Source organism: Ktedonobacterales bacterium, from assembly GCA_036557285.1.
Taxonomy (GTDB): Bacteria; Chloroflexota; Ktedonobacteria; order Ktedonobacterales; family DATBGS01; genus DATBHW01.
In genome coordinates this window covers 1-26,488 of the sequence record DATBHW010000028.1, presented here as the reverse complement: position 1 = coordinate 26,488, position 26,488 = coordinate 1, and the positions used below count along the sequence as shown (strand labels likewise).

The window sequence follows — 26,488 nt, the reverse complement described above, 5'->3', positions numbered from 1 at the left end:
CCATCCCACCCTCATCCTCGTCTTGTGTTGTATGAATACGCTCCATCAGCGCGGCAGGCACATGGGTTGGGCGGCCTGCCGGGCGGCCTTCTTCATCCCGCCGATAACGCAGCCCCTCCTGACGCAGCACTGCGTTAAAGTTATCCGCGCAGAGGCAGCGCAGATAATGCGTAAAGTTCAGAATCATAAACTCCTCGCGCGGGTCTTGCGCCTCACGGAGTAACTGCTCCGCCATGCCCGCCATCGCATCTTCCATCAGGTCTGGCCGGTGGCGCAGGCCCAGCGAGCGCCGCTGAAACTCGCCCTGGCAGCGATCCAGCAAGACCTCGCTTAACTGGCGCACCCGCTCTCGATCACCGCGCGCCACAAATGCCCGAATACCAAGCACCAGATGCGCCTCTGGAACTTCATAACGTCCACTGCTATTGCGTTTCCAGAGCCGCTCGCGCGCCTCTGGCTGCTGTGGGTCCACCTGTGTCAGCACGAAATCCTTACTGACCTGCTCAACCGTCTGGCCGCGCCAGGGAAGCGCCTCATGCCCTTCTTCCGCTTCCAATCCAGCAAACGCGGCATCTGGTTCAACAGGTTGCGCCCGACTGATGGGGTTTGTTGACTTGCCTCTTTGGGCAAGTGTCCCTTCTGGCTGGTTCATCGCTGCCCTTGTGTCCCCCAATCTCTCGAATCTTTGCATATCTATCGCTCTTGTGTGTTACCGGGACTCAGCGCGGCTCCGCCCGCCACATCACCTTTCTGCATCGCCCCACAAAAAGCGGAAACGCGCCCCAAATCGGTCCTGCATGTCCCTCTGTTCTGTATCGCGCATTCATTGTACTTCACCTCTGCCCGCACAGCCAGCCCCGCATCTCCGGCGGTTCCACTAAAAAGCGGGGACCACCTGTAGCGCCGCCTGGAAGGCGGCTAGTTGCTGGCCGCCTGGAAGGCGGCGCTACAAGTAACACATCTCGCTTGCCAACCCCTCATGTTTGGTGGAACCATATCCGGCCAGAGCATAAAATGTGGGATAGTTCATGCTGGTGTGTGACCACTCTATCATTCCAAAACGTCTCGTAGAAAAAGAGGGAACGTTATGGAACTCACCCATTTTGATGAAGCTGGCCGGGCGCGCATGGTGGACGTGGGCGCGAAAGCCGATACTGCCCGCGAAGCCATCGCCGAGGGCGAGATACACATGCAGCCAGAAACCCTGGCGCGCATTCGGGCGGGACAGATCGCCAAGGGGGACGTGCTGGCGGTGGCCCAGATAGCAGGCATCATGGCTGCCAAACAAACGCCCCAGATCATCCCCATGTGCCACACCCTGCTCTTAACGGGGGTCGAATTGGCGTTTCACCTGGACGAAACCCGCAGCGCCGTCAATATTCGCGCCACCGTGCGCACTGTTGGCAAGACGGGCGCCGAAATGGAGGCGTTAACAGCCGTCAGCGCCGCCGCCCTCACGATCTATGACATGTGTAAAGCTATAGATCGGGGGATGAGCATCCACAACATACGCCTGATGCGCAAAAGTGGCGGCAAGAGTGGGGTCTTCGAGCGCGCTGAAGCGGCTGAGGAACCTCCAGTGGAGCCGCCATCAGACACAGCGCCCTGAGCCGCCTGGGAGAGTTTGTAGGGCCGCCTTCCAGGCGGCAAATTGTTTAGCCACCTGGAAGGCGGCCCTACAAATAGTCTGCATCGGAATGGGATTAGAGCACCAGGGAAGCTTCTCCGCTGCCCGCTACACTGCGGCCAGGGCGCTTGGAGGAGCTACCTGGCAAGGATGGGACCGCCCGCCGACTCAATACCCCCACATGCGCCGACGCGCGCGTTGGCTCAGCCAGCCACTCGGAGGACACATCCGCCAGGCGTTGGAACAAGCGGCAATAGGAGCGCCCTACCGCTGACCAGTGCATGCGCTTTCCATAACTATAGGCCGCCCGCTCCATCTGCGCGCGCAATGCTGGCTGATCCAGCAGAGTATTGATGGCCACTGCCAGCGAAGCACTATCGCGGAACCGCGCCAGCATGCCACGCCCCTCGCTCAGCAACTCCTGAGCGTGAATGAAGGGGGTCGAAACCACGGTTTTACCGCTGGCAACCGCATAGGAGAGCGTGCCGCTGGCAATCTGGTAGGGGTTCAGATAGGGGATCACATAAATATCCGTCGCCTGAAGAAACTCGACTAACTCGGTTCTATTCAAGTAACGCTTGTAAAAGCGTACATGGTCTTGCAGCCCTAACTCTTTCACCCGCGCTTCCAGCAACTCCCGATAGGACTCGCCGCTGTGGCGGCGTAGTTCGGGATGCGTCTCGCCCAGCACCAGATAGAGCGCGTCGGGATGCCGCTTCAACACCTCTGGCAGCGCGCCCAGCGCATACTCAATACCCTTATCAGGCCCCAACAGCCCGAAGGTGGCAAGCAGCGTGCGCCCTTCTAAGCCGAGCGCCTTCTTAAAGCGCGCAGGCGCCTCGTAGGCCACTGCGGGCGTGCCATGAGGAATAAAGTGTACTTTCTGCAAATCAACGCGCGGGTAATACTCCGACAGAATCACCCTGGCACGCTCCGCCAGCACAACCACGGCTGAAGCTGCCTGTGCCAGTTCCTCCGTGACCCGTTGCATCGCCGGGTCTGGATGCTCCAGAACAGTGTGCATCGTAAGCGCGGCGGGTTTCTCCAGCGCGCGCATGAACGAGAGCAGGTACTCGCCATATTCCCCACCAAACAGCCCATATTCATGCTGGATGGAGATAAGCTGCACACGCGAGCGGTTGATGGCGCGCGCCGCCCGTCGGTAGCTCTCCGGGTCATCTCGCTCAATCGTCCAGCGAACACGAGGCCCATAGGTATACTGAGGCCCCCCAGGATTGATAGCGATGACCTGGCTCGGCTGGGAAAGCTGACTGGCGCTATCAATGGCTTCGGCCAGATCGTTGGTAAAGGTAGCGATTCCGCATTCACGCGGCGGGAAACTTGCCAGAAAGGCGACGGGGGGACGGGTGAGGATTGGGCTAAGTGCTTTTTTAATCGGGTGCTTCGGCAGAGCATCACACTGGGATGACTCTTTCAGCATATGAACTCCTCCTAGTAGGGCCTGAAAGCGCACCCCCACCACATCCTCTCTTCACCAGCTTCGTCTCCCCATGAGACGAGCGCTTTCAGGACGGCGGCATGCGTCTGATCCTTGCGTGCCTTTTGCAACCATCGCAGGTGTACCTGCGCCCAGCGCGCAACGCCAGCACATGAAACCGATGCATCAATAGAGCCGCCCCTATCAGACAGATCGGGCAGCGTATTGGGTGGCTAGCAGGTGAACAGGCATGCACAGGAACCTTCTATCGCAATATCTGTGCCTGTGATCGCGCAAGCGTGCCACCAGTGCGGGCGAAAGCACCAGGGGTAAGAGCAAAACCTGAGGAGCGAAGCCCACCATCACAAAAATGGCCCTCTTTCATAAACAGAGGTCGCCTTGTGTGGGCCTGAGTAAGCAATAAGCCGAATTCTGTTTCTATCGAGCCTTACGGCAGCGATAAATGACAATCATCTATCTAGGGCGGCGGTTGCCCGCCGTCTCCAGCGGCCTACCCGGAGGTGGCGCGGGCGAGCCACCCGCAGGCGCAACCGGCGAACCGATCCCGCCATTCCTCCTGTCTGGCCTTGCTCCAGATGGGGTTTACCGCAGCCAACCAGTCACCTGATTGCTGGTGAGCTCTTACCTCGCCATTTCACCCTTACCCGTTGCCGGGCGGTATGTTTCTGTGGCACTTTCCCTGGGGTCGCCCCCGCTGGACGTTATCCAGCATCCTGCTCTATGGAGTTCGGACTTTCCTCAGACGACTTGGAAGCCGACCGCGATTGTCTTGCTTGCTCAGGCCCATCCGCAAATATAACATCTTGTATAGCGTTTCGTCAAGCACCGAGCGGCTCGCTGATGGTTAGAGTTCGTCGTGGGCAGCGACAAAGCGGCGCGCTTCTTCAGCGGCGCCCACTTTATCATCGGGCGCCATCTTTCCATCAATGACCAGCCCCAGCAGATGCTCTTTGATGGGCTTCAGCCAGGGGCCAGGCCCGCGCCCAAACAGTTCCATGAGTTCGCGCCCATCGAGCGGGCTTTTCAAGGGGACGCGCTCGGCTTCCTCCTTCAGATACGCCGCCCGCCCGCGCAGTTCCTGCACGCGCGCCACGGCGCGGCTGACTTTCTCCGGGCGGTAGCTGGTAATATCGGCCTGCGAGAGATCAAGCAGGTCAGGCAGGCGATCACCCACCTCCAGCATCAGCCGCCGCACCGCTCCGTCTGTCCAATCGCTGGTATAGGCGTTCGAGCGCATGTGCATACGCACCAACAGGCTGACGGCTTCAATATGTTCCCGATCAAACTTCAAGCGGCGCAGAATATCGCGGGCCATGTGCGCGCCCACATCCTCATGCCCAAAGAAATGCACCTTGCCATCTTCGATGGTACGCGTGCGCGGCTTGGCAATATCATGCAGCAAACCTGCCCAGCGTGTGACCAGGCGCGCTGGCGTATTTTGCACCACTTGCAGGGTATGGATATAGACATCTTTGGAATGCGCCGGGCGCTGACTCACCCCACGCAGGTCCAACACTTCAGGAATCACCCACGGCATCAGGCCCAGATCAACCATCAGGCGCAGCCCCAGGACAGGTTGCGGCGAAAGCAAGATTTTATTCATCTCGTCGCGGATACGCTCGCGGCTAATCTTCTCCAGCGTCTGAGCCTGATTCACAATGGCCCTGGCAGTTCTCTCCTCAAGCGCAAAATCAAGCTGCGCCGCAAAACGCACCGCGCGCAGCAGGCGCAGCGGGTCTTCATCAAAACGCTTTTCGGGTTCATTGCCCACCGCCCGCAGCAGCCGCGCCTCCAGATCGGCCCGGCCCCCAAAGGGATCGATAATCGCGCCTGTCAGCGGATCGCGCGCGATGGCGTTGATCGTAAAATCGCGGCGCAGCAGGTCTTCTTCCAGCACCGTCCCAAAAGCCACTTCCGGCTTGCGCGAGTCAGCGTTATAGCGTTCTGTGCGGAAGGTCGTAATCTCGATGATGTCTTCGGCTGGCGCGTCGCTGGCCGATGCGTCAGCTTGCTCCTCGCCAGAAGCGCCCGGAAGATGCTCTTCACGTCGAAAGTACAGGCGCACGGTGCCAAACCGCTCGCCCACCAGCACGACGGCCTTGGGGCGCAGCGGAGTCACCAGCCGCTTGATCTCGTCAGGGGTGGCATCGGTAGTGAGATCGGCGTCGGGACTGGCCGCGCGCTGTAACAACAGATCGCGCACCGTCCCGCCAACCATATAGACTTGCTTACCATGATCTTGGAAGACCCTGGCTAACTGAAGAATTATTTCTAGCATGGGTATGTGATTCTATACTGATTGCGGCTGCCCATTTCGGGCCTTGATCCAATTGGCAATATCATCATCCAGCGCACTGCGATCAGGCTCAAATTCGCTGTCATGCGCGTAGGTCGGGTACGTCTTCCAGGTTTTATCGGCGCTGCCAAGCCTGCGGAACGCCTTTTCTGAAGCACTGGCAACCACAGAGCGGTCCTGGCCTGCCTGAAGGACCAGCGCCGGAAGCGTCACGCGGCGCGCCTGGCTCAGTGTCTTGCCGCGCATCAGCGTAATCTGCCAGAGGAAGGCGGCGCTTTCCGCGCGGACCCAGTAAGGGTCAGCGTTCAGCAGTTTTACCGCTTCGGGATTGGTTGTCATCACATCTGCGCCTCCGGCCAGCGGAAACAGGCGTGACGACCTGAACATACCACGAATGACGACCTCAAGCAATGTACCCACCGATACTTTGGATTGATCTTTAATCCAGGGGTTCAGCAGCAGCATTCCGGCCAGCTTTTCTGGATGGGCCGCCGCATAATGCGTGGCAAAGATGCCGCCCATACTATGTCCCAGCAGAACCAGCCGTGTCCCCGGCTGCGCAGCGTGGATAGCATCTACCACAGCATCACTATCCTGAAGGTAGCGGTGGTAATCAGTCACATGCCCACGCGGCCCCTCAGACCGGCCAAAGCCGCGATGATCGACGATCCAGACATTCAGCCCACGCTCCGCCAGAGCATTGCCCATATCAATAAACCAGCCGCTATGCGCGCCCAGGCCATGCAAGATCAGCACCGTTGCCGGGCTGCTCGCTCGCCAGACCCGGCAAAACAGGCGCGGGCCATCGCTCATCGTCAACCATTCTTGCGTCGTTTCGATGTCAGCGACGGGCGCAGCACTGCCCCAATCGCCCTCGGAATCGGCGCGATACGTCACCTGCATAGGGCAATCCTCCCCAACGGCGGACCCTCTTCTCCCAGCTATTCCGCCTGTTGCCCAGCCATTGTAACACGCGCACGCCATGACAACAATTCGCTCTCGCTTTGTTTTTGCAAAGAAGGGTATACAAAGAAGAGCTTATACAAAGCAAGACAGCGCCTGGATGTATGCTATACTGAATTAATTGGGAGTGATTACGAAGGTAGTCGAGCCGCTTTTTCTCTGCTTGGGAAGGGGGAAACTCCATGCGGGCAACACCATCCGAGCTGCGCAACAATATGCTCATGCGCTATCAGAACGATTGGCATAGAATTCTTGAGTTTCACCACGTTAGCCCAGGAAACACGCGCGCTTTTATTCGCATCAAACTCAAACAGCTCAGAACCGGCGAGGAGCGAGAAATTCGCCTGCGCGCCGGAGAAGAGGTAGAGCTTTTGTCTGGTGAACACCGCCCTTGCGACTACCTCTATCAAGACGGGCAGAATTTTCTCTTCTTGAACCCCGCAACCTACGAGGAGGTTGCGTTTCCTCCAGAGCGATTTGGTCAGGCCGGGCGGCTGTTGAAGCCAGGTGTGGTAGTTGAGGGTATCTTAGCGGGAGACGAACTGGTGAGCGTCGATCTCCCCAACTCGTTCGACTTAACCGTCACTGACACATCCGATACCCTTTCTGGCGAGTATACCGGGCGTGGGCGGAAAATGGCGATAGTAGAAACGGGTGTGAGGGTCGAGGCGCCGCTCTTTGTGGAACCCGGCGACGTCATCAGAATAAATACCAGGACTGGCGCGTACATCGAGCGCGTGCAGCCCGCATAACCTGCTCCCCGATCTGAATCGTTTCGCTTAAAGTGTTATAATCTCTGTGTTCCAACGCATGAGAAAGACCGTTCATGCAGGCAACAACAGCACACTATTCGGGGGATGAGCCACTTCCTGGGGCGGCGATGATGACGATAGAACCACCACTCAGTATCGTGCGATATGGCATTGCCAAAGAACTGCGGCTCTATCATGATCGGTTGGTGGCGATAGCGTATGAAGAGGGCGAAGAAACCGCCTACTACTTCGATGCTATCAAGCGGCTGGTCCTGATGCCCGGCGAGCATATCCCCAGCAAATTGATGCTAATGCTCGATCTGACTGATGGCAATACCATCATTGTTGCCGAGGGCATGTCCAACGTCAAAGACTTCCGCAAACTGCTCGCCCGGCTCACTGAAGTGCAGCCTGACATCGAGCTTGACCCCCCTGATATGGACGAGCAGCTTCGCCAGGCGCTGGAGATTCGTCGCCGCAGCAACTACGGCTGCTACGGCCTTGTGCTGGCGACCTTCCTGGCGACAATGGCCGTAATCTGGCTGCTCTACCTGATCGTCAGCTTCATCAACGGGATTCATCACTAAGAGGTTGCTAGGCGTTCTCAGTGAGATTCGCCGCTCTCAGCGGCCTCGGAACCTTCCTCATCTTTCCCAGGCGCCCCTGCGGGGTTGCTCCCCTCGGCAGCCCCTCCAGTGTTTACTCGCCTCACGCTGGCGCGCTGCGGGCCAATTTGGCCTGGCTCCCTGCCAGATTGCCGGGCCTGATCCGGCGGTGGTGGCGTCAGGCGTTGCAACAGGCGGCGTTGTCGGAGGAAGAGCCAGAAAAAGAGCAGCGCGAGTATCCCCAGGATCGCAAATGTGAAGATTTGCCCGCTTACTGACCCGGCGGTGTTGGGATAGCGATAGGTTTGCCCGGAGGCGGCATAAATGGTCCCGATACTTGCAGCACTCCCCATGATGGCAAGCGCCACCGCCGGATGGTCTGGCGGCATGCCGGTGGCAACCGCGTCCCACTCCGTGCCGCCATCCACCGAACGATAGACGCCCGCGCTGGTGGCCGCGTAGAGAAACTGCGCCCGCTGATCGTTCAGCCCCAGGGCAAATACCTGGGCGGGAGGCTGTCCCAGGCCAGCGTTCACCGCCTTCCAACTGGCCCCGTCGTCAGTGCTGCGATAGATACCCGCGCTGGTCCCTGCATACAGGCCACCTGGATCGGAGGGCTGATCCAGCAGGCTCAATCCATCAACCCCTGCTGGTATCCCGCTGCTGCTGGCCGACCAGCTTGCGCCCTTATCGCCGGATTGATAGACCCCCGCGCCTGCCAGGGCAGCGAACAGGCGCAGCTTCTGCCCCTTGATTTCCGCCAGCAGCGCGTGAACCGTCGCTCCCGCTGGCAAGCCCTGGGCGCTGGCGCTCCAGGATTTAGCCTCGTCATGGCTGATATACAGACCTTTATGCACCGTCCCGGCGTACAGCGTCATGGGATCATCAGGATCGAGCAGCAGGGCCGTGACGGCCCCATCCACACCCCCTGGCAACCCCACCGACGCGCTTTGCCAGTGTTCGCCATCGCTGTCGCTGCGAAACACGCCTGCATCTGTGCCAATGTAGAGTACCCCGATCTGTGTCTCGTCCAGGACAATGCTGTTGACCGCGAGTCCTGACGGCAGATCGGTATTCACCGCCGCCCAGGTCTTCCCGCCGTCCATGCTGCGAAAAAGACCATGACCATTGCTGCCAGCAAAGATAGTTGGGGGATTTCGAGGCAGCAGCGCCAGCGAGACAACAGATTGCGTATCTGGCCCGATGCGCTCCCAGGAGAGCGCGCTGCCCGCTGCGCAGCCACTCGCCAACAAGACGACTAACCACCCCAAACATCCCATCAACAGCCAACCAGATACACGACGCCGCCAGGACGCATGCTCTCTCATGGAAGATACCTGCTCATATATTTTTATCCGCCTGCTGTCTCGGAGGCTCTCAGCAAGGAGGCTTCAGGACAGAAACGCCAGTTCCTCGCCAACCCCGCGCTCGCGCGCCAGCCGATAGACATGCGCCGCAGCAGCTATATCTTCCAGGGCCAGCCCCAGCGACTTAAACAGCGTAATCTCCTCCGCCCGCTGGCGGCCAGGCAGCGCGCCCGCAACTACCTCGTGGAGTTCATGCACGCGATCCCAACTCAGCAGCCCTTGCTGCATGGGCAGCAAGAGATCGCCCGCTTCTAGCATGCCCTGCTCTTTGGAGTCGATCACGATCAGGTCGCTGCGCGCTATCGTGCGCTCATCCACCTCGCGGCGATTGGCCCAATTGGACCCCATCACATTCAGGTGCGCGCCTGGCTTCAGCCAATCGCCCTGGACCACCGGCTCTTTAGCACTCGTCGCCGTAATCACAATGTCCGCATCACGAACGGCTGCCTCAGCATCTGCAACAGGTGTCACCGACACACCAACCGACGCGCTCATCTCATCGCAAAAGGCCCGCAGCCGCGCTGGATCGCGCCCTGTAGCGCGAATAGTCTGTACAGAGCGTACTGCGCACACGGCCTGTAACTGCGAGCGCGCCTGCCATCCGCCGCCAACGATGCCAACCGACGTGGCATCCTGCCGCGCCAGGTAGCGTGTCGCCAGACCGCTGGCCGCGCCTGTGCGCATCTGCCCCAACTTATCGGCTTCGATCAGCGCCAGCAAACGCCCATCCTCGGTGCTAAAGAGCAGCACCGCAAAGCGCACCACCCCTGGCCGCGCCGCCGTATAGGCTTTGAAGCCATACACCCCCAGCCCTGGCGCTGCCGCCGTCATGAAATGCAGAATCGCTCCCGGCGGCTGAAGGCGGGCGCGCGGGCGATTGAGCGCCTGCTGCTCGCCCGCCGTCGGATGCTGCTGGCGAAAAACCGTCTCCAGCGCAGCAATTGTATCCGGCATCGTCAGCAGACGCTCGACATCCGCTTCCTTGAGTACCAATGCCATAAGGCTGCTTCCCTCTACCGTTTTGGTCTGATGATCCGCTGCATATAGATGATCGTTTCGGTCACATGATAGCCTTTCGGCAGGCGACCCTGCGGCCTTTCTCCGCTGTGCAAATTGAGCAGATTGCCGAGCGTAGGCAGCGCCGTGAGCGCGGGCAAACTGCGCCCTACTGGCTTTTTGAGCCAGAGCTTCAGCCCCCAACGCAGCAGTTCATAGACAACACCCAGCGCCACGATGCTGGCCCCCGCCTTCGCCGGGGTCATGGAGCGGCCAGGCCGCTCTGGAAGAGATGGAAGCGCCGACTTCACCGGAACCATCATTCGACTGGGAATGGTCACATCCGCGCCACAGCGGCGGCAATAGCTCTCAGCAGCCCCATGAGACGCTCCACAAACTGGACACACCATAGCAGCGACCTCCTCACAGCTTCAGGATTGCGATAAGAACAAGAGTAACAGAGTTCCAGAGAAAAACGAGAGAAACCCCTCTTTAACCCAGGTATTGCACCCTATTGTGCCATGTTTACTGCTCTGATGCAACTCTGTTAAGACTTCTCTCCCATCGCTCCTGACGGGCAGAGAGAGTATCGTAAGCTATGCGCGCGCGGCCAGAATCCTGCTGATCTCTTCCACAATGGCCGCGTTCTCGGCTATCGTATTGTAGAAATAGGGTGAGACACGCACCAGCCCAGGACGGTGATCGACGATAAAGCGGCGTGCCACCAACTGTTCCACAATCTCTTCGGGCCGGTCCAGGGCCAGCATCACAATTGACGAGCGCCGATCCGCTTCCTGTGGGCTGCGCAGCGCCCAGCCCTTTGCTCTCACTCGCTCGACCAGATCGCTGGTCAGTGCTCGCGTGCGCTCATAGATGCGTTGGACCCCGATCTCCAGCACCATATCCAGGCCGCCGCTGGCCGTATGAATCGTGGGCAGCGCCGGTGTACCAGACTCAAAGCGGCCCGCATCTTCGCGGAAATGAAACTCACGGGTGTTAAACTGAAACTGATCGCGGTTGGCAAACCAGCCGGTCATCGTCGGCTGAAGCGCCGGAATCAAGCCCTCGCGCACATACACCAGCGCCAGCCCTGGCCCGCCCATCAGCCACTTGAGCGTACCTGTCACCAGAAAATCAATATCGAGTGCGTGGACATCAATAGGAATCTGGCCGGTCCCCTGGTAATCATCAATCAGCACATACGCGCCTCTGGCGTGCGCAGCCTCGGCCAGCGCCGCCACATCCTGAATATAGCCGCTGGTGTAAAAGACACGCGAGGACGCCACCAGGGCGGTCCGCTCATCAATCTTCTCAATCAGCAGTTCCGGCGGCACATGAATACGATCAGGACTCTCGACAAAATCCACCTCAACGCCCATGCGCTGCTTCACCAGCCATTGATAGGCCAGCGTTGGAAAATCCATATCGGCCATCACCACGCGGTTACGCTTGCTAAAATCGAGCGCGCTGGTGATCTCGCTGACCGCCGCAGAAACACTGGGGGCAATGGCGACCTCTGTGGGTTTGGCCCCAATCACGCGCGCAAACTTCTCTTTGACCGCCGCGATCTCGTTCAGCCAGAGCTTATACCAGGCGTGCGCCCCGTATTCATTCCAGTTCTCGGTAAAGCGGTGCAGCGCATCAATGGAACGCTGAGAGAGCGCGCCCAGCGAGCAGCTATTCAGATAGGTTTTGCGCTGCAAGATGGGAAACTCGGCGCGGTACGCCTCTAGTTCAGGATGCAGCAAAGTAGGATTCGCGGGAACATCCAGACTCATAGGAATAAAACCCCTTCGTTTCTATGTTCAGATAATTGACACTTACGCCCCTTTGCGCAGCGTCAGAATGGCTTCGCTGAGTTGCGCGACAGCGTTATCGATCTCTTCGCCAGTAGTCCAGCGGCCCAGCGACAGGCGCAGTGCGCCCAGGGCCAGCGTTGGCTCAATCCCCATCGCCAGCAAGACCGGCGATGGCTCGGTCAGCCCGGCATGACAGGCCGAGCCGGTTGAGGCCGCCACGCCTGCCGCTCGCGCCAGGACTTCTTCTCCAATCACGCCAGGTACACAGATGTTCAGTGTATTGGGCAGCCGTCGCTCAAGGTGTCCATTCACTTTTACCGGCCCGACGCGCGCCTCCAGCCCCACCAGCAGCCGCTGGCGCAGGGCCAGCCAGCGTTCAGTCTGCTGAGCAAGCTGCTCACTCGCCAGCGCGCAGGCAGCGCCCAAAGCAACCATATAGGGTACGTTTTCAGTTCCAGCCCGGCGCGCGCCTTCGTGTCCCGCGCCATGAATCAGCGGGTCCAGAACCATTCCCCGTCGCACGTAGAGCGCGCCAATGCCTTTGGGGGCATAGAGCTTATGGCCTGCAAGCGTCAGCAGGTCCACGCCCAACTCATCCACCCGCGTCGGCGCCTTCCCTACTGATTGCGCTGCATCGGTATGCAGGGCAATGCCATGCTGACGCGCCAGCCGCCCGATCTCGATAATCGGCTCCAGCGTGCCTACCTCGTTGTTGGCGTGCATCACTGTAATCAGGATAGTCCGGGGCGTGATCGCCGCTTCAACTGCTGCCGGGTCTACCAGCCCATTGTCATCAACGGGAAGATAGGTCACGTGAAAGCCATGCCGCGCTTCAAGATACCGACAGGTATTCAGCACCGCCGGATGTTCGATCTGGCTGGTAATCAGATGATTGCCGCGTTCGCGCTGAGCAAAAGTAACCCCTTTGATCGCCTGGTTATCGCTCTCGGAGCCGCCGCTGGTGAAAATCACTTCATCAGGCGCGCAGCCCAACAAAGCCGCGACCTGTTCGCGCGCGCGATCTACCGCTGCTTTCGCCCTCTGCCCATAGGCGTGGCTGCTGGAAGGGTTGCCAAAATGCTCCTCAAGATAGGGACGCAGCGCCGCCGCCACCGAGGGATCGAGCGGCGTTGTCGCATTATAGTCAAGATATACCGGCTGCGCCATCAAACGCCCTGCTTTCGTTGCCTGCCAGACTTCAGCCCTGGAAATGAGGCAAACCCTGGCAACAAGACGCCAGGCAAGTTTACCACCGCGCACAGTGTAACATAAGTTTATAATACCGCATCCCACATTGCTACTGGCCGGATAGCGTTGCGCTGATGGCCCACAGTCCTGCCTTCATACATGCTATGATAAAATCACAGCGAACACGTTCTTTGATCAGAGAACCGGAAGGAAAATCCGAGCTTGAATTCATCACCGCCGGAAGAGGCGATTCAGCGACATCTCCTGCCTTCACCAGCAGACCAGGCAACCGATGAGACATCAAGGGCAAAACCTGCGTGGCTCCTCCTTGGCTTTGAGGTCTGCTGTTTGGCGGGCATCCTCAGCCTCATCCTCGCGTTTATCTGGTCCCCTGGCTATCTTACGCTGGGCGATGTCAAGGAATACCATCAGTACGCGCTGGCCTTCTGGACACAGCCGCCGCTTTTTCATCAGTTTCCCCAGGAGTATCCGCCGCTCGCGCTGATCCCGTTTTCGTTTACGCTCGCTCCTTCTTCCAGCATGCTGTACTACTGGGCCTTTGCCGGGTGGATGGGGCTTATCATGTGTCTTTCGTATCTCTGGTTGGCGCGTGCGGTCTCACATCGCAAGGCGCTGGTCTACGCGCTCTATCTGCTGGTGGGTACGCTGGCGACACTCCTGATGCGCTTCGATCTGCTTCCGGCGCTGGCGACCCTTGGCGCGCTGCTGTTGGCGGAACGAAAGCGCTACTCCTGGGCCTATAGCCTGCTTGCCATCGGGGCGCTGCTCAAACTCTACCCGGTCTTTCTGCTGCCGGTGCTGCTGGCTGCTCAATGGCGCGACTCGACGCCGACGCGCGCGGCTGCGCCAGAGCAACTGCGCGCGCTCTGGCAGCGCGGAAAGTCGCTCATCAAGGGCGCTGGTATCTTTGTTTTCCTGGCGGCGCTGGGATTTGGTCTGCCCCTGCTCATCAACCCACAGGAAGCCTCCTCAGTCTTCAGTTACAACCTGGCGCGGCCCATCCAGGTCGAGTCGGCCCCTGGATCGCTGCTCTGGGTGGGGAGCTTCTTCGGCTTTCCCATACAGGGCGTGGTCTCGTTTGGATCGCTGAATATCGTGGGGCCGTTGGAGAATGCGCTCAAGTCGCTCTCGCTGCTGGGGCTGGTGGCTGGCTCTTTCCTGGTTTACTGGCGCGTCTGGCGCGGCAAGCTCTCGGCTGGGCAGGCATTTGTAGCGGCCCTCGGGCTGGCGCTGGTCTTTAATAAAGTGCTGAGTCCGCAGTATTTCATCTGGATATTGCCGCTGGTCGCCTATGTGGCGGGGTTTGATCTGATCTGGCTTATCATCTGCATCCTGACCACGCTCATCTATCCGGTTCTCTATCACGTGTACTTTCATGTCGGCCACCAGATCACCAATCCTGTTTTTCTTACGGTGATTGCCATCCGCAATGCCCTGTTGATCGGCGCCGTTGTGCGAGCCGTCCAGGGGAAACGTTCCTGGCCCGCCAGGCGCAAAGCTGTTCATGGCTGAGCTTGACAGCGCAACGATTCGATGTTATGCTAAAGATACCCAGGGAGGGTATCTGGAATCTCTCTGGAAGCAGAAACAACAACCAGGAGCCAGTTCGCCAGTAGGAGGTTCTTTCATGGCGGGTTCTTACGTGAATGTGACCGATCAGGACTTTGAGCAGCAGGTGCTGAAGTCGCCTGAGCCGGTGATCGTTGATTATTGGGCGCCCTGGTGCGGCCCCTGCCGGGCAATGGCGCCGGTCTTTGAGCAGATGAGTACAGAATACGCTGGCAAGCTGCGCTTCGCCAAGATGAATACTGATGATAACCCGGAGACCCCCGTTCGGTACGGCATTCAGGGCATTCCCACCGTCATCTTCTTCAAGGATGGGCGCGAAGTGAACCGCATGGTCGGTTACGGAGGGCCGACGGCGCTTAAGCGTATTATCGAAAGCGTCCTCGCTACCGCGTAGCACACGCGAAACAGCCTTGCCTGACTGGGAGGGTTTCGTTACACACTGCTGCGATGCGCCCTCCCAGTCAGGCGCACCCTTATCACGCCTGGTTGGAGCGCGTCCGATCCTGACGCCTCTGGCCCATTCCTTGCATTACAGCGCATTACAGCAGAAAATAGCTTGGATTATGGCCGCACTTGAAGAACAAAACGACAGCGATATAAGTAACCGGCTGCGCCGCATCGAAGGCCAGGTGCGCGGGATTATCCGCATGCTCGACGAACAGCGCAACTGCGAAGACGTGATCACCCAGGTACTGGCTGCCCGCTCCGCGATGGATAAAGTAGCGGCTGAAATCCTCAAGCATCATGTGGACGAATGTTTAAGCCAGATGCCCCCGGCACAGGCCAAAAGCGCCATCAGTCGGGCCGTCCAGCTTATCAACAAGATCGCCTGATCCTGGTGAGGAGCGCGCGCCGATGACGCCATCCGGTGCAGGGCTGCGTCCCATGCACCTGCGCAGCAGTCTGCATGAAACTATCTGGGGCGGCCAGAACCTGGCCCGCTATGCCGGGAAAGTCGTGCCGCCTGGCGCTAAAGTGGGGGAATCCTGGGAGACCGAAACAGGCGCCCAGGTCATCAATCCTCCCTACCAGGGGCGCAGCCTGGGCGATCTGGTCGCGCAACTGGGCGAGCCGCTGCTGGGAACACAGGCGCTGGCGGTCTTTGGCCCGCGCTTCCCTCTGCTTGCCAAGTTCATTGACGCCCAGGACAAACTCTCGGTGCAGACGCATCCCTCCGATGAGTACGCCCGCCAGCACGAAGGCGGCAAGCTGGGCAAAACGGAGGCGTGGTACATTCTCCACGCCGACCCTGGCGCGGCGCTCATTCACGGCCTGCGCCGCAGCGCCTCCCGCGATGAAGTGCGCCAGGCCATTGCTGATGTAACCCTGGAATCGCTGCTGCATGAAGAGCCGGTGCAGGCTGGTGATGTCGTCTTTGTACCCGCCGGAACGGTCCACGCTATCAACGCGGGCATCATCCTCTACGAACTACAAGAATACTCCGATGTCACCTATCGCCTCTATGACTATGGCCGTCTGACCGCAGAAGGCAAGCCCCGCGAACTGCATGTGGACAAGGCGCTCGATGTCATGGACTATGAACCGACACCCATTCACAAGGTCCAGCCCGTCGTGCTCAACGACGCGCCTGATGGGACGCTCCAGCGATGTCTTGTGGCCTGCCGCTATTTTGTCCTTGAAGAACTGGCCTTCGGGGGGCCGCTGACGGAGACCACCCACGACACCAGTTGCCAGATTCTCTCGCTGCTCGATGGCGCGTGCAGACTCAGCGCCGGGCAGGATGAGCCGCTCGCGCTCGCCAAAGGCGATACCGTTGTATTGCCCGCAGCCCTTGGCTTCTATCGCATCGAAAACACCGAAAGCGCCAGGTGTCGCCTGCTGCGCTCCTACGTTCCCACACCCGATGATACTCTACTGCGCCGCTTCTGGTCCGCGCAATAGCCCAGGCAGCACAGGCACATCTTGCCAGGTTGCCGGACAGAAGCCGCTATTGTACAATACGTTCGATAGCGTCTTATCGAGGCCCAGAAGCCTGTGTGGTTCCACATAAGACTAGACCAAACCAGCGCTTCCTCCTCAGCCCGCGATTCCCAGCTTAAAGAGGTGCATTATGTCCGCAACACTCGAACGCCGCCCCGAATGGCTCAAGATTCACACGCCCCAGGGCCAGAACTATACCGCGCTCAAAACGCTCATGCGCGATAAAGGGCTGCACACTGTTTGCGAGGAGGCGCGCTGCCCCAATATCGGCGAGTGCTGGGGCCACCGCACAGCTACTTTCATGATTCTGGGCAGCGTCTGCACGCGCAGTTGCGGCTTCTGCGCCGTCGCCACCGGACGCCCGATGGCGCTTGACTGGGAAGAGCCGCGCCGCGTGGCCGAGGCCGTCAAAACGATGGGGCTGCGTCACTGCGTTGTCACTTCGGTCAACCGCGACGAACTGCGCGACGGCGGCGCAACACTCTTTGCCGCAACCATCCGCTGGATTCGCCGCGTCAACCCCGAATGCTCGGTAGAGGTGCTGACTCCCGACTTCAAGGGCGACTACGACGCCCTGCGCATCGTTATGGAAGCGAAGCCCAACGTCTTCAATCACAATATCGAAACCGTCCCGCGTCTGTACAGGCGGGTGCGCCCCCAGGCCATCTATACCCGCTCGCTTCAGGTACTCAAGTGGGCCAAAGAACTCACGCCTGACCGTCCCACCAAGTCTGGCTTTATGCTCGGCCTGGGCGAAGAGTACGATGAAATCATCCAGACCCTGCGCGACCTGCGCGCCCATGATGTTGATATAGTGACCATCGGTCAGTATCTGCGCCCTTCCTTCAAGCATCTGCCCGTTGAGCGTTACGTCAAGCCGGAGGAGTTCCGCGAGTTCGCCCGCGAAGGCAAAAAGATGGGCTTCCGCCACGTCGAAGCCGGGCCGCTGGTGCGCAGTTCTTATCACGCCTGGGACCAGGCTAAAGCCGCTGAAGAGTCCAGCGACCACGCGAGTAGAGAGGACCAAAGCCATGATTGAAACGCTGCGCCAGGTGATGGAACAGGTAGAGCGACTTGAGCCAGACGATCAAGCCGCGCTCGCAGTTCACATTCAGCGGTATCTGGAGGAACTGGAAGCTGAGCGCGGTTGGAAGGACCGCTTCAGCGATCCACGCGCCCTTGAGGCGCTGGATCGCCTGGCTGAAGAAGCCCATGCAGAATATTTGGCGGGCGAGACATGCGATCTGGATGAGCTGCTGCGTGAAATCCCAAACGACTAAACAGTTTCGCAAGATGTTGGCTGCGCTGCCAACCTCTGTTCAGCGCGAAGCCAAAAAAGCGTTTGAACTCTTCCAGGCTGACCCATCACATCCTGGCCTGAACTTTGAGCGCGTGCAGACAAAGATGGGTCTATGTTATTCGGCGCGGATTGGTATTCATTACCGCGCCGTTGCTCGTCAGGAAGAGGACGCTTGGGTCTGGTTCTGGATTGGTAGCCATGCTGAGTACGATCAACTGAGAAAGTAACATACTGGGCTACGCCAGGATGGGGATAAGCGCCTCCTGCATGGGGACGCCTGTCACTTCGATGCTGTTGGCATAGACCAGCACATTGACCTCGCTGCGCACGCCAAACTCTGGTAGATAAATGCCTGGTTCTATCGAGCAGCACGTCCCTGGCAGAACCAGGCGCTCGTCGTGCGTCTCTAGATTATCCAGGTTCGCGCCGTCGCCATGCTCTACCGTCGTAATACTGTGGCCGGTGCGATGCACGAAATAATCGCCATAGCCCTCAGCCGTCATCAGATCCCGTACCGCCTGATCGACCTCCCAGCCCTCCACCTGTTGCCCCTGCTCCACGCGCTCGCGCAAGAAACTGATGCCATGATCGCGCGCCCGGCGCACCAGATCGAAAATCTGCCGCTGCTTTTCCGGCACGCGCGCGCCGACAAAGACCGTCCAGGTATAGTCAGCAAAGATCGCGCCTGGCTGCGGGAGATGCCCCCAGAAATCCAGCAGGAGCAAATCGCCCTCACGAATCGGCGTAGGCGCGTCAGCGGATGGCCCATAATGTGGATCTCCGGCGTGTTCGTTCACCGCCACAATCGGCGCGCCATCTGTAACGATGCCTGCGGCCTGAATGCGCGCCACAAAATCCTGCTGCACACCGTATTCGGTGAGCGCAGCGCCAGCGCGCACCTGCTGGGCAATCGAGCGCAGCAAATCATCCTTGATGGCAATCAAGCGGCGGCCAGCCTCGCGGTGCATCTCCATCTGCGCCGCGCTCAAGACGGCCACAAACTGCTGCACCAGATTGGCTGAACTCACCATCTCTTTATCAAGCGAGCGAATCAACTCCAGCGTGCCGCCATCCACGCGCGCCATCGTGGGGATCGCGTTCATCGGCGAGTATTCCATCGCCAGCCGCCGCGCTCCCTGCAAGGTCTCGGCAAGCAGAGCGCCAAGCTCTTGCCAGGAGCGGAAGACGCACCGTCGCCCCGGCAGTTCGCGCAGCACATGCGGCTCAACCGAGCTAATAAGCGCGGTTGGCTCCCCCTGTGCGGGAATGAAATAATACCAGCGGCGGCTATAGAAGCCGCCCTCATCCAGCCCCAGCACCCGGTACGCCAGCAGGTTCGACTTGCGGAAGTCATAAAAAAGCCAGCCATCGAAACCCGCATCTCGAATGGCATGCTGAATGCGTTCCTGATCCATTGCTCTTTCTCTTTCTCGTCGCGCCAGCGTTCGATAGGTCTATTACTATTTGGGGAGTATGATAGCACATAGTTGCCCGCCTCTACGGCTGCCAGATATAATAGCGCGGTAATGGCTTCTTACACGTTCTTCTCACAAGAGAAGCGGTACCGACGAGAGAGAGAGATTGAATACGAGCGGTATAGTCTATGCAACACGGATAGTACACCAGGTTTGCGCGATGGTTCAGAAACAGCCCTTTCAAGCGCAGCCCGGCGAAAGGAGCGTAAGGTATGCGCATCCATCTGCAATGATACAATGCAACTGCCTCATAATCTCCGGCACCGTAACATCAATCTGATAGCGAAACGGCCACTCTCCTTTCGTCGGGTACACAACAGCTTTGATGCCTAGAATCCGTACTGCTAAACGAAGCTCTATATAGGTTGGAATATACGAGGGGTCGGTTAAGAGCGGGCGTACATTCGCTGCCCACTGTTCAAATTTGACAATCTCTGCCTCAAGCTTTGCGTTTTCTTCCTCTTGATCCTGTACGCTGTACAGGATCCCTTCTAAATCGCGTTTCTGTTTCTCCAGTTCGTTCATCCGTTCGGTTAAGGTAGCAAGGGTTTCATCATCAGTTGCGCGTTCAGCTAAGCTGTACAAATTCTTCATGGAGCGGCGTACATTTTCGAGCGTTTGCTCTATGTCTTCGGTGAACACTATAGGCTTCTGTGTCTTTCGTAACTCCGCAATCCGAAACCGGACCCAATCCGTGTTTTGTACAGCTTCACGAATGCGTGTCCGCACCATCTCATCAACAATGGACACATGAATTTGCGTCCGATGTCTGCCCTGGGTGGAGAGAAATCCTCTGTCCCAATGGCAGGAATATCGTGGAGGGTTGTTAGTTTGCTGCTTAGTCCCTCCAGCCGGATACACAACGAACATGCGCCGATTACACACCCCACAAAAGACGTATCCGGCGCGCAGCAATCCTAACTCTTCTCTAGGATGAGGATTATTGCGAAGGGATTCTTGCCTATTGATAACAAGCTGCTGTTGGACAGCTTCAAACTGGCAGCGATCAATGAGTGGGGGAGCGGTGCCTTCGGGTAAGCGTATCCATTCGTCACGAGGTCGAGGCTTTGACTCCATTCTGCCGGATCGGGGGTTTCTGACAAACTTATATCGGTTGGCGTATACTTCACCCATATAGATGGGATTATTGGCGATCAGGGCAATACTTCCAGGTAGCCACTTCCCAATTTCTCCCTTACGAGTTTTCCTCATCGGTGTTGGAATACCCAGGTCATTTAAGGCGACGGCGACTTTCACGAGGCTTTCACCGCTTTGGAGCAGGTCAAAAATATGCTGAGCTACCCGCCATTCTGTCCATGCTTTGCCAGAGGCGTCTACATGTACAATGGCGTTATTTAGCTCGTACCGTCCCTTTACCTCACGCTCGGTATCGACAAACACATACCCGTAGGCACATTTAGAATGGCCGTTCGGGGCTTTGCCGATCTCTACCCGATCACGTCTGCCCCGCTGCATGCGCATGTAGGATTGTTCACGTTCAATTTCAGCATACGCTGCCCGGAGTCCTAAGATGAGCCTCCCCATTGCATCGTCTTCAAATCTCTCTTTGGTTGTCTCCAGTCTGACGCCATACTTCTGAAGCAGATCGTAAATAATAAAAACCTCGACCTGGCGACGCGAAATGGCACGCACTTCTGTGACGACTAACACATCAAACTCACGGCGCTTTGCCGCTTCCAAGAGTCTGATAAGTTGGGGGCGCTCCATATAAGGGACGATTATCCAGAAGACGGCTTATGAGTGGAATGACGCGGTGACGGCCACCTCCACCAGCGCCACCGGCACCTACCTGATTGACTTTCCGGTCTTCAGCGATGTCGAAGACGCCGCCGGGAACCGCTATCGCTGTACTGGCACGGGCTACGATGGGCAGAGCGCCATGGGGCAAAACAGTGGGCTGACTAAGGGTCTGGTTACCAACGTGGACCAGCATACCTTCTGTGGCACGCCCCCCACCTTTACGGATCAGAGCGGGTTGGTGCGCCTCACCTACACCTACGATCCGTTTGGCAACCGGCTCACCACCACCGATCCCGACGCCAACGTGGGCGACACGGCGCACAAGGGCTGCACGGTGGGCGGCGCGACCTACACCACCTGCACGGCGTATGACACCACCTTTGCCGTCGTGCCGATCTCGATGACCAATGCGCTCAACCAGACGGCAAGCATGGGCTACACCCAGAACGCGGGAGGCGGCTTTGGCCTCTGGCCCACCTCGATGACTGATCTGAATGGGCAGACCACCAGCGCCACCTATGATGGGTTGGGGCGGCTGACGAGCCTGACGCTGCCGGGGGAGACGAGCGGACTGACGACGACCACCTCCTACACTTTCTGGTGTACGGCAGGCAGTGCTCAGAGTCCCTGTGTCGAGGTGGACACTACCCAGCGGCTCACTGCCACCACCACGATCACCGTCCGCGCCTTCTATGATGGCTATGGGCGGCTGGTGGAGACGCGCTCCCCGGCGCCCAATGGGCAGGATGTCGTGCATTTCCGCTACTATGATGCTTCCGGGCGCGCCGTGTTCGAGAGCATCGCGTATTTCGTCGCGGCCTACACCGGCGCGCCAGGCGCCGCGGCCTACTCCATCCCCGATAGCACGCAGCCGGGGACGAGCGCCACCTACACCAATCTGCGGTCAACGACCGTCACCGATGCCCTCTCGCACGCCTCGACCGCGACCACCTCGGTGGTCTGCGCGGCACCCGGCACGGGGGAGAGCGCCTGCTACGTGCAGACGCTGAGCGTCGATCCCTTGAACCATCAGGGCGGCGTCCTCTTTGATGCGTTGGGGCGCGCAACCTATGCCCAGCAGTATACCGGCACTAGTCCGGCCACCTACGCGGTCTATACGACCACGAAGTACACCTACGATTTCACTGGCAACCTGACGAAGATCCTGCATCCCGATGGGACCACCCAAACCACTTTCCAGTATGACATGGCCGGGCGGCAAACGAGCATGACCGATCCCGATCGCGGGACGGAAAGCTATGGCTACGACGCCGATGGCAACATCACCCAAACGACCGATGCCCGCGGCAGCGCAGGCGCCATCTACGCGGGCTACGATGGGTTGGACCGGCAACTCTGGCGCAACACCACCAACAGCCCGACCGGAGCCTCTGTCACTTACAGCTACGACAGCACGGCCAATGGCAATAAAGGCGCGGGTCGCCTCACCGGCGAGACCTTTACCGGCGGCCCAGGGCAGAGTCTCTCGGGCTCCTACAGTTATGTCTTTGATGCGCGGGGCCAGGAGACGCAGACGACGCTGACGGTCGGTGGGACCAGCTACCCGACCCAGGCCAGCTACGATGACGCTGGGGATATGTTGTCGCTGACCTATCCCAATGGGGACGTGGTCACCACGGGCTATACCGCCCAGGGCTGGCTGGCTGGCGTCACCCTCCAGCAGGACAGCGTGCAGACGAGCTTGCTGAGCAACCTGAGCTATACCGGAACCAGCGGGGCCGCCGGACGCTTTAGCAGCGCCAGCCTGAATGGGGGAACCTATACCCAGACGCACACGCATGACCTGCTGCTGCGCCTGACCGACACCAAAGTCACGCGCAGCAGCGATCAGACCACGCTCTTTGAGCAGGCGCCCTCCTACGACAGCGCCAGCAACGTCATCGGGCTCACCACCACGCTGGCCCAGGGGACCGATGTGCAGCAGTTCTGCTACCATGACCAGAACCGCCTAACCTGGGCGGGGTCCGTGGGAACTCCACCGTGTACCGGCACGGCCATCACCCCTGGCAGCCTGACGACCGCCCAGTATACCCAGAGCTTCGCCTACGACACGCTGGGGCGGCTGACCAGCGGACCACTGGGCGCCTACACCTATGGGGATGTGGCCCATGCGCATGCGGCGACCGCTATCGGCTCGGCCTACACCGCCAGCTATGACGCGGCGGGCAACATGACCTGCCGTGCGCCCACCAGCGCCACGACCTGCGCGGGCGGCGCGCCCACCGGGGCGCAACTCTCCTACGATCACGAAGGGCGCCTGACCGCCTGGCAGAATGCGCCGTGCTGCTGGGGCTGCCCGGCGGTCTCGCTCTATGATGGCGAAGGCCACCGCATCGAGCAGCAGACCACGCAGGATGGGACGACCACCACGACCCTCTACCTGGGCGGCCTCGAAGAGATCACCACCACCGGGACGACGACGACCACCACGACCTACTATGGTGGCCTCGCCCTGGCGGTCAACGGGGTGCTGTTCTATGTAATGACCGATGGGTTGGGCAGTCTTACCGAGGCGCTGGATACCAGTGGGAACGTCTCTGCGAGCCAGTTGTATGGTCCCTATGGCCTGGTTCGTTACAGCACGGGGACGATGCCCGGCTCTCATGGCTTCACGGGGCAGCACACCGATAGCATGACCGGGCTGGATTACTACGGCGCGCTATTATGACCCGCTGGCCGGCGCCTTCACCAGCGCGGATACGGTGCTCGATGGGCTGAATCGCTACGGTTATGTGGCGGGCAACCCGGAGACCTTCACCGACCCCTCTGGACACGAGTTTTACGAGCCGGAAGAGCGCATGGGGGGTGGTCCTGAAGGTAGTCTCTTCGGGGGTCCTGCTGGTGAAGAGCTTGATCCTGCGGGGATGGCGCTGCTCTGTGCAACTGTGTGCATCCCAAATACATATCCCCCCAAGCTAGACCTGGACCAGACCGGACCTCTGACCGATGACCAGTTGTGGCAACTGAAGGGGTATGGGTATATCCCTCCCAAATCGCCACCTTGTACGAGTCATTGTGGTGATGATGGCGGTGGCGGTGGTGGCGGTGGCGGTGGTGGTGGTGGTGGTGGGCCAAGTGATCCAGGCCCAATCAAGCAAACGCAGTTTGGTCCCGTCACATTCCAACTACCGCAAAGTGACTATTCTCTTGCAGAGCAGCGGCTTGCGCAACAGTTTGTTGATAGATGCAACGATGCGCTCTTGCTAATGGACGAAAGGGGTATACCCTGTGTCAGACAGCGTGTTGATAAACGTATAGACCATGCTGCTGGAAGGAATGGTCAGAGATGGGCACACAGTTGGGGGATCAGGAATGGTATGTTTCGGCCAAAGGGTTACGTTGCTGCGCATATACCAGATGCCCTGTGGACAGGAATGCGACAACCTCCTGCAGGGCCGAGGAGAGGATATATGTGGTTGCCAAAAAGGATGAACGACGCAATTGGAAAACAGGGGCAATGGGACTACCCTGTTGGTTTTTGGGTAACGGAATTCATCCTCAAATGGATATAAGAGAAAGTGTCGAAAGAAAGGATTATCAATCCGCCGGCACTGACGCATAAAGTGGCTCTGACACAGGTTCGGTTCGGTGAACATACGAGACAGATTAAGAAAGGAAGCGGGGGCATGGGTTTCTGGAGGTATAATAGGTCCAGAAATATGCCTTTTATACTACAGCGGTACTTCTTCTGAGAAGGCCCTTCTCTCCTCGTTTCGTGACAATCACGCGCTTGAACAGCGATAGTCCCTGGAATACAGACAGATGCTGCGCTTCAGAGCGACTGAGCTATGATTCAGTAGCACTGCAGTACTAAAACTCTACCAGATTGGGGCAAAGACAGACAGAGGTTCTTATCGCATAAAAGGACTGCAAATATTTGTAACATTCCAGGCAACACGGACTTCAGGCGGCAAGAAACTTATCGTGACTTTTGGCGGCTGTTAAGACTGCCAAACACATTTAACAGTTGGGAGCAGTGTGGAACTGAACCGCGCTTGAGTAACGGCTCGAAGGGTAAGGGACGTGTGGCGTGGTACCTCGCAACCAGGCGATGGGAAGGAGATTCGTTCTAATGCCAAAGAAGAAATATTCACTCAGCTTACAGGAGGTGCAGGTTCCCATCCGTGAACCGGTGATAAAATTTGGTGGACAGCCGGTGTGGCTTACGGAACCTCAATGGCCACTGAGCAGCCTGATTGGCATACCTATGCAGTTCATTGCTCAAATTCCGCTCTACTCTGAACTCTTTGGCCCTTTGCAAGCGCAGATGGCCTATGTGTTTATGACGGACCTGTTTATGAAGGGGGAGGTTCGTGCAGGTCGTACCGTTGCCACCGAGAACCCTGATAGGGGAGAAAACGCCGTGATTCTTCAACCGGGCATCTGGACTGGCCCGACGCTCCCGCTGACTGCAGGACCAACATTGTATAAGTATCCCGATATATCTTGTGAATATGCGGTTGAACTCCATCCTGGTGAGGATGCAGATGCACTTGCTTCCCCTTGGCCGGACCCATTTGAGGGAGACTTGAACGAGGAAGAAGAGGATGAAGACTATTTGGGCGAGGGAGATCCAGACCGTCAAACGGCGTGGGATCTCCGCTGGGAAGCATTCCATGAGGACAAGATTGGAGGAATCCCCGTACCCGCACCCAACTATGATGCCTTTCCTTATCCGGGCCAGGGAAAGTGGCAGTTAATCCTCCAGTTCGCTGAGGATACTGAGGGGATGCGCTATGAGATCAACTTTGGAGGCAACGGGGTGGGATATGCCTTACTCTCGGAAGATGGACGCAACGGGAGGTTTCTCTGGATGCGTCCCTGATGGACCCAAAATGAGTGTGACTGGACGTAATATCGGCCCATTAGGCCCACCGCAAATTTGTACAACGCCATGCCTTAGCAGATAGAGGATTCAGGCCAATTTGCTTACCTTAGCAGACATATTTGCTGGGTTTTCGTCTGGTTTTCATCTGCTAAACTTCGTTAGCAGATATAACGTATGGTTGTCACCAAGGCTGGTAGAGGCTGGCTTCCTCATCTTAGCGTTGTAAATTTCATCGACGAGCCTAATAAGCCGACACCAGCGACGAAGGATACAGTCCTCGACGGGCTGAATCGTTATGGCTATGTGGCGGGCAACCCGGAGACCTTGACCGACCCCTCTGGACACCTCCAGGTTTGTGAGGAAGAAGAATGCGGCACCCTCTGGACTGCACCCCATCCACCGGACCAGTGGATCAAGTCAACTCAGCAATACATACCATCTGAGCGGCTTCAAACTCAGCCGGAGGCAGATAGCCTAAGCTTGAATGAAGCCGCTTGGTATTGTACACCGCCTCGATGAA

The 26,488-nt window shown here is 58.5% G+C and carries 24 protein-coding genes and 1 other RNA gene; 13 read left to right on the top strand and 12 right to left on the bottom strand.

Features of this window, described 5'->3' with window-relative positions; all coding sequences use genetic code 11:
• The coding region (locus VH599_08645) for a hypothetical protein (GenBank protein HEY7348369.1) at window positions 1–652 on the bottom strand (652 nt) is incomplete at its 3' end.
• Between the two features lie 435 nt (window positions 653–1,087).
• On the opposite strand from VH599_08645, the gene moaC reads away from it, so the two are divergent.
• On the top strand, window positions 1,088–1,609 hold the full coding sequence (gene moaC, locus VH599_08640) for a cyclic pyranopterin monophosphate synthase MoaC (protein ID HEY7348368.1): 522 nt from the start codon (window positions 1,088–1,090) through the stop codon (window positions 1,607–1,609).
• Between the two features lie 94 nt (window positions 1,610–1,703).
• Here the strand turns inward: moaC and VH599_08635 are convergent, their stop codons facing one another.
• The 4 genes from VH599_08635 to VH599_08620 form a co-directional block, all read right to left on the bottom strand.
• Window positions 1,704–3,068 (bottom strand): glycosyltransferase family 4 protein, encoded by a 1,365-nt coding sequence (locus VH599_08635; GenBank protein ID HEY7348367.1) that lies wholly within the window; start codon window positions 3,066–3,068, stop codon window positions 1,704–1,706.
• A gap of 403 nt (window positions 3,069–3,471) precedes the next feature.
• An RNA gene (rnpB, locus tag VH599_08630) (RNase P RNA component class A) lies at window positions 3,472–3,866 on the bottom strand.
• A gap of 64 nt (window positions 3,867–3,930) precedes the next feature.
• Window positions 3,931–5,364 (bottom strand): HD domain-containing protein, encoded by a 1,434-nt coding sequence (locus tag VH599_08625; protein HEY7348366.1) that lies wholly within the window; start codon window positions 5,362–5,364, stop codon window positions 3,931–3,933.
• Between the two features lie 12 nt (window positions 5,365–5,376).
• Window positions 5,377–6,285 (bottom strand): lysophospholipase, encoded by a 909-nt coding sequence (locus tag VH599_08620; protein ID HEY7348365.1) that lies wholly within the window; start codon window positions 6,283–6,285, stop codon window positions 5,377–5,379.
• Between the two features lie 242 nt (window positions 6,286–6,527).
• Here VH599_08620 and VH599_08615 point away from each other — a divergent pair, with 242 nt between their 5' ends.
• Window positions 6,528–7,097 (top strand): elongation factor P, encoded by a 570-nt coding sequence (locus VH599_08615; GenBank protein ID HEY7348364.1) that lies wholly within the window; start codon window positions 6,528–6,530, stop codon window positions 7,095–7,097.
• A 74-nt stretch (window positions 7,098–7,171) separates the two neighbouring features.
• Window positions 7,172–7,684, top strand: coding sequence for a hypothetical protein (locus tag VH599_08610; GenBank protein ID HEY7348363.1), 513 nt, complete (start codon window positions 7,172–7,174; stop codon window positions 7,682–7,684).
• A gap of 17 nt (window positions 7,685–7,701) precedes the next feature.
• Here VH599_08610 and VH599_08605 read toward each other — a convergent pair whose 3' ends face one another.
• The 5 genes from VH599_08605 to VH599_08585 form a co-directional block, all read right to left on the bottom strand.
• Window positions 7,702–9,030: a hypothetical protein gene (locus VH599_08605; GenBank protein HEY7348362.1), complete on the bottom strand. Its 1,329-nt coding sequence runs from the start codon at window positions 9,028–9,030 to the stop codon at window positions 7,702–7,704.
• 63 nt (window positions 9,031–9,093) lie between these two features.
• On the bottom strand, window positions 9,094–10,068 hold the full coding sequence (locus tag VH599_08600; GenBank protein HEY7348361.1) for an ornithine cyclodeaminase family protein: 975 nt from the start codon (window positions 10,066–10,068) through the stop codon (window positions 9,094–9,096).
• Between the two features lie 14 nt (window positions 10,069–10,082).
• Window positions 10,083–10,475 carry a hypothetical protein gene (locus VH599_08595; protein HEY7348360.1) on the bottom strand — a complete coding sequence of 131 codons (393 nt, stop codon included), beginning with the start codon at window positions 10,473–10,475 and terminating at the stop codon, window positions 10,083–10,085.
• 186 nt (window positions 10,476–10,661) lie between these two features.
• The gene (locus tag VH599_08590) at window positions 10,662–11,843 is read right to left on the bottom strand and encodes an aminotransferase class V-fold PLP-dependent enzyme (GenBank protein ID HEY7348359.1); all 1,182 of its coding nucleotides are present in this window, start codon (window positions 11,841–11,843) and stop codon (window positions 10,662–10,664) included.
• A 42-nt stretch (window positions 11,844–11,885) separates the two neighbouring features.
• A complete protein-coding gene (locus VH599_08585) occupies window positions 11,886–13,031 on the bottom strand; it encodes a cysteine desulfurase family protein (GenBank protein HEY7348358.1) in 1,146 nt (381 codons plus the stop codon).
• Between the two features lie 243 nt (window positions 13,032–13,274).
• Between VH599_08585 and VH599_08580 the strand changes: the two genes are divergently transcribed.
• The 7 genes from VH599_08580 to VH599_08550 all read left to right on the top strand — a co-directional run bounded on the left by VH599_08580 (window position 13,275) and on the right by VH599_08550 (window position 18,110).
• Window positions 13,275–14,585, top strand: a complete 1,311-nt coding sequence (locus tag VH599_08580) for a glycosyltransferase 87 family protein (GenBank protein HEY7348357.1) — start codon at window positions 13,275–13,277, stop codon at window positions 14,583–14,585.
• A gap of 115 nt (window positions 14,586–14,700) precedes the next feature.
• A complete protein-coding gene (gene trxA / locus VH599_08575; GenBank protein HEY7348356.1) occupies window positions 14,701–15,036 on the top strand; it encodes a thioredoxin in 336 nt (111 codons plus the stop codon).
• A 169-nt stretch (window positions 15,037–15,205) separates the two neighbouring features.
• The gene (locus VH599_08570; GenBank protein HEY7348355.1) at window positions 15,206–15,475 is read left to right on the top strand and encodes a metal-sensitive transcriptional regulator; all 270 of its coding nucleotides are present in this window, start codon (window positions 15,206–15,208) and stop codon (window positions 15,473–15,475) included.
• A 22-nt stretch (window positions 15,476–15,497) separates the two neighbouring features.
• Window positions 15,498–16,544, top strand: coding sequence for a type I phosphomannose isomerase catalytic subunit (locus VH599_08565; protein ID HEY7348354.1), 1,047 nt, complete (start codon window positions 15,498–15,500; stop codon window positions 16,542–16,544).
• A gap of 169 nt (window positions 16,545–16,713) precedes the next feature.
• Window positions 16,714–17,622, top strand: coding sequence for a lipoyl synthase (gene lipA / locus VH599_08560; protein HEY7348353.1), 909 nt, complete (start codon window positions 16,714–16,716; stop codon window positions 17,620–17,622).
• Entirely contained in the window at window positions 17,615–17,863 is a 249-nt protein-coding gene (locus VH599_08555; GenBank protein ID HEY7348352.1) for a hypothetical protein, read from the top strand. The genes lipA and VH599_08555 overlap by 8 nt, the downstream gene beginning before the upstream one ends.
• Window positions 17,844–18,110 (top strand): hypothetical protein, encoded by a 267-nt coding sequence (locus tag VH599_08550; protein ID HEY7348351.1) that lies wholly within the window; start codon window positions 17,844–17,846, stop codon window positions 18,108–18,110. Before VH599_08555 ends, VH599_08550 begins: the two co-directional genes overlap by 20 nt.
• A gap of 9 nt (window positions 18,111–18,119) precedes the next feature.
• On the opposite strand, the gene VH599_08545 is transcribed toward VH599_08550, so the two are convergent.
• Together VH599_08545 and VH599_08540 are read right to left on the bottom strand one after the other, a co-directional pair.
• Complete coding sequence (locus VH599_08545) at window positions 18,120–19,298, bottom strand: Xaa-Pro peptidase family protein (GenBank protein HEY7348350.1); 1,179 nt, start codon at window positions 19,296–19,298, stop codon at window positions 18,120–18,122.
• 240 nt (window positions 19,299–19,538) lie between these two features.
• Window positions 19,539–21,086 carry a recombinase family protein gene (locus VH599_08540; GenBank protein HEY7348349.1) on the bottom strand — a complete coding sequence of 516 codons (1,548 nt, stop codon included), beginning with the start codon at window positions 21,084–21,086 and terminating at the stop codon, window positions 19,539–19,541.
• 46 nt (window positions 21,087–21,132) lie between these two features.
• Here VH599_08540 and VH599_08535 point away from each other — a divergent pair, with 46 nt between their 5' ends.
• The 3 genes from VH599_08535 to VH599_08525 all read left to right on the top strand — a co-directional run bounded on the left by VH599_08535 (window position 21,133) and on the right by VH599_08525 (window position 25,965).
• Window positions 21,133–23,808, top strand: coding sequence for a hypothetical protein (locus VH599_08535; protein ID HEY7348348.1), 2,676 nt, complete (start codon window positions 21,133–21,135; stop codon window positions 23,806–23,808).
• Between the two features lie 305 nt (window positions 23,809–24,113).
• Window positions 24,114–24,347: a hypothetical protein gene (locus VH599_08530; GenBank protein ID HEY7348347.1), complete on the top strand. Its 234-nt coding sequence runs from the start codon at window positions 24,114–24,116 to the stop codon at window positions 24,345–24,347.
• 865 nt (window positions 24,348–25,212) lie between these two features.
• Window positions 25,213–25,965, top strand: a complete 753-nt coding sequence (locus VH599_08525) for a hypothetical protein (protein ID HEY7348346.1) — start codon at window positions 25,213–25,215, stop codon at window positions 25,963–25,965.
• Window positions 25,966–26,488: the final 523 nt, after the last annotated feature.